The sequence below is a fragment of the Nocardia abscessus NBRC 100374 genome, from assembly GCF_000308455.1.
In the GTDB taxonomy this organism is placed as follows: Bacteria; Actinomycetota; Actinomycetes; order Mycobacteriales; family Mycobacteriaceae; genus Nocardia; species Nocardia abscessus.
In genome coordinates, this window is the sequence record NZ_BAFP01000149.1 from 1 (window position 1) to 3,718 (window position 3,718).

The window sequence follows — 3,718 nt, forward strand, 5'->3', positions numbered from 1 at the left end:
GCCGCGGATCTGGACGCCGCGGCACGGCTTCACCTCCGCGGGCGACGCGCAGGCCACCGATCTGGTGCAGCCCGCGTTGTTCGCGTTCCAGGTGGCGCTGGTGAAACTGCTGGCGGCGTGGGGGATTCGTCCCGATGCGGTGGCCGGGCACAGCCTCGGCGAGATCGCCGCGGCGGCCGTGAGCGGCGCGCTGTCCCTCGCGGACGCGGCGCGCGTGGTGGTGCTGCGCAGCGCGACCCTGGCCCATCTGGACGGGCACGGCGCGATGGCGGTGCTGGAGGCGGCCCCGGACGAAGCGGCGAAACTCGTGGAGCCGATGCGCGCGGAGGTGGCCGTGGCCGCGGTGAACGGCCCGAGATCGGTGGTCGTGTCGGGCACGCCACGCTATGTCGACACACTGGTGCGCCGAGCCACCCGCCGCAACATGTTCGCGCGCAGGCTCGCGGTGGCCTTCGCCGCGCACAGCCCGCAGGTGGTCACTGTGCTCCCGCCGTTCGTCGCGGCGTTGACCGAGATCACCCCGCTGGCGCCACGCGTGCCGGTGTACTCGACGGTCCGGCGTGGCGCGAAGCTGACCACGGCGGCCATGGACCGTGAGTACTGGGCCCGCAACGCCGCGGACACGGTGGAATTGGCCGCGGCGATGGAGCGCGCGGCCGAAGACGGAATCGCGACGGTGGTCGAGATCGGCCCGCATCCGGTGTTGCTCTCGGCGGTGCGGGAGTATCCCGACTTCCGTGACGGCACGCATGCCGTGGCGCTGCGCGACGACGAGGCGAGCGGCTTTCTCACCGGCTTGGCCCGGCTGTACCTGGAGGGGCGACCGGTCGACTGGTCCGCACTCGGCCCGTTCGGCACGCCCACACCGCGAAAGTGGCGCAAGCGAAAGTTCCCGCTGCTGGTGGCCGGACCCGCGAGCGCGCACATCCCCGAGTCCGCTTTCGCCGCCGAGGATCTCACCCAGCACGTGGTGCAGGGAGAGAGCACGGTTCCCGCCGTCTTCTGGCTGCGGCGGCTGCTGCACCTCGCCCGCGACACCGCCGGTGCGGCAGCCCTGGCCGACTTCGCCGTGCACGAGAGGACCGATCCGGCCGTACTGCCCGAGGTCGTCTATCGCGGCCCGGAAGCGGAGGAAAGCATGCGGGCGGAGGTCACGGGCACCGGGACGCTGGCTTCGGCCCGGCCCGCCGGTGACCCCACACCCGCGGATATCGTCGCATGGATGCGGGTGGTCGACGCAAATCGGGCTGCTCGGCACCACATGCGCGTCATCACCATCGGCGCCTTCTACCAGGAATTGCGCCGCAGGCGGCTGGAGTACGGTCCGCGATTCCGTGCGCTGCGCGGCATCGCCGCGGGCACCGGGCGGGCACTGGGCCTGTTCGACGCCGCCGAATTGCATCGCACGGCAACGCTGGACGGCTGCCTGCACGTGCTCGCGGCGGCGGTGTTCGACGAATTGCCCACGACATCGATTCCGCTGCCGATCGGCATGGACTCGGCTTGGCTTTCGCACGAACCGAATCGCCACGTGCTCGAGGTGCACGCGCTGATCCGGGAGCGCAGCGACACCGGATTGGTGGGCGATGTCATCGCGACCGATCAGCACGGTGTGCCCTGTCTGGCCTTCTCGGGTGTGCACATCCGTTACGCCGATCCCGGCGCCGAGGAGGACCTCGGTGCGGTTCGCGCCACACGTGCCGAGCACGACGCGCACTTCCGTCAGGAGGCATGGGCAGCGCGTGATCCCGAAACACTCGGGCTCGGCGACGCCTGCGTGGACCAGACCCCGGTGCGGCGGGCGGTCGTGGTCGGCGCCTCCGACCTCGCGGTCCGGCTCGCCCGCGCACTGGACGCCGAGGTGCCGACCGAACGCATCGCCCGCGAACCCGACGACGCGCGCGCGCTCGTCGGCGCGGTACTGACCGGGCGTGGCGGCGGCCACGCCGTCGCGGTGGTCTGGCCCGCGGATTCCGCGGTGGGCGACGGCAACAGCGGCGCCCCGGCGACGGGTCGGGTTCTGGAGCTGCTGCAACTGATCTCCGCGCACGACGCCACCGCGTCCGTGACGGTCGTGCTGCCGCAGGAACAGGCGGCCCGTGCACACTCGCGGCCCACCGAAGCAGGCCCGCCGACCTCGGTCGAGGCCGCGGCGATCGCGGGGCTGGTGCGCTCGCTCCAGCTGGAGACCGGCCGGACGGTGCGGTTGATCTGGACCGATGCCGACCCCAGGAATGTACCGCTGCTGACCAGCCTGGTGACGGCCGCCGACAGTGCGATCCCCGACGAGCTGCGCCTGTCGGCGGGCGAGATCGCCGTCCGGCGCTTCACGCCGGCGCGTGCGCGAGCGCTGCCGGTCGCGGCGGTCGACGCGAACGGAACCTACGTCGTCACCGGCGGACTGGGCACCCTCGGTTCGGTCGCCGTGCGCTGGTTGCTAGACGCGGGCGCGCGAGACGTCGTGGTGCTGACCCGCGCGCCCCGCCCCGTGCCCGCGCTGCTGGACGGCCTGGAGGACCGCATCGTCGTGGTGCGCTGCGACGCGGCCGACCGCGACGATCTGGCCAACGCGCTCAGCGACATCCGCGCCTCCGACTCGGCGATCCGTGGCGTCGTGCACGCGGCGGGCGCACTGGAGGACGCTGCGTTCGACGCGGTCACCGCGGGACAGCTGGCCAGGATGTTCCTGCCCAAACCCACCGCGGCGGCCAATTTGATCGAGCTCACCGCGACCGACGCCACCGACTTCGTCCTGCTGTTCTCCTCGGCCACCGGCGCCCTGGGAGCGCCGGGCCAGGCCGCCTATGCCGCCGCCAACGCGGCGATGGACGCCCTGGCGCAGCGAGATCCGGGCAGACGAATTCTCAGCATCGGCTGGGGGCTCTGGGATTCGGGACTCGCCGCGGCGGCCGGCGGGGCCAGCCACCTGCGGCGAGCGGGCATCGGGGCATTCGACCTGCGGCGTGGCAGCACGGTCCTGGCACAGGCTCTGCGCTATGACGGGCCGTACCTGCTCGCGCTGGAGCACACCCCGACCGCCGACACGTCGCCGGTCGCGTTGCGCTTGGCGAATCTGCTCGTACCGATGCTCGATCCGAGCCCTGCTCCCACCAGGAACAGCGTGCCCGCGCCGCCGGAGCCTGCCGAACCATTGACCACGATCATCCGCCGCGTGCTGGCGAGCACGCTCGATCTGCCCGCCGAGCACATCGACCCGGCCGCCGACTTCAACGACCTCGGGCTCAGCTCACTGCTCGCGATCGAGATGCGAAGGAACCTGGAAGCCCGGCTGCGCGTCCGGATCGCCACCGCGGAGCTGTTCAAGCATCCGACCATCACTGCCCTCGGCGCCGCCCTGCTCGATCGGGTCACCGCGAACACCGAAGAGACCTCGTGACCACCGCCGACCGTCCGGCAGGCGACGGTCTCGCGACCTCGGTGGCCGCATGGGCTGCCGCCCGGCCGGACGAGCCCGCCTTCACCGAACTGCGCTTCCGCCTGCGGGAACCCGTGCCCGTCACGCAGACCTATGCAGACCTGCACGCCGCGGCGGGCGCGCTGGCCGCGCGACTGCGTCAGGAAAGCACGCCCGGCGACCGGGTGGCCATCCTCTGCGCACACGGAGTCGACTACGCGGTGGCCTTTCTCGCCTGCCTGTACAGCAATCGGGTCGCCGTGCCGCTGTTCCCTGCGGCGGGCGCGCGCAACCGCGACCGCC

Annotated in this window: 2 protein-coding genes; both read left to right on the top strand. The window is 72.3% G+C overall.

Annotated features, from left to right (window positions below; all coding sequences use genetic code 11):
* Positions 1-3,397 (top strand): SDR family NAD(P)-dependent oxidoreductase (locus ON19_RS30360; RefSeq protein ID WP_043700465.1); only part of this gene is annotated, 3,397 nt, incomplete at its 5' end.
* On the top strand, positions 3,394-3,718 hold a 325-nt coding region (locus tag ON19_RS30365; protein WP_043700467.1), incomplete at its 3' end, for an AMP-binding protein. The genes ON19_RS30360 and ON19_RS30365, both read left to right, overlap by 4 nt.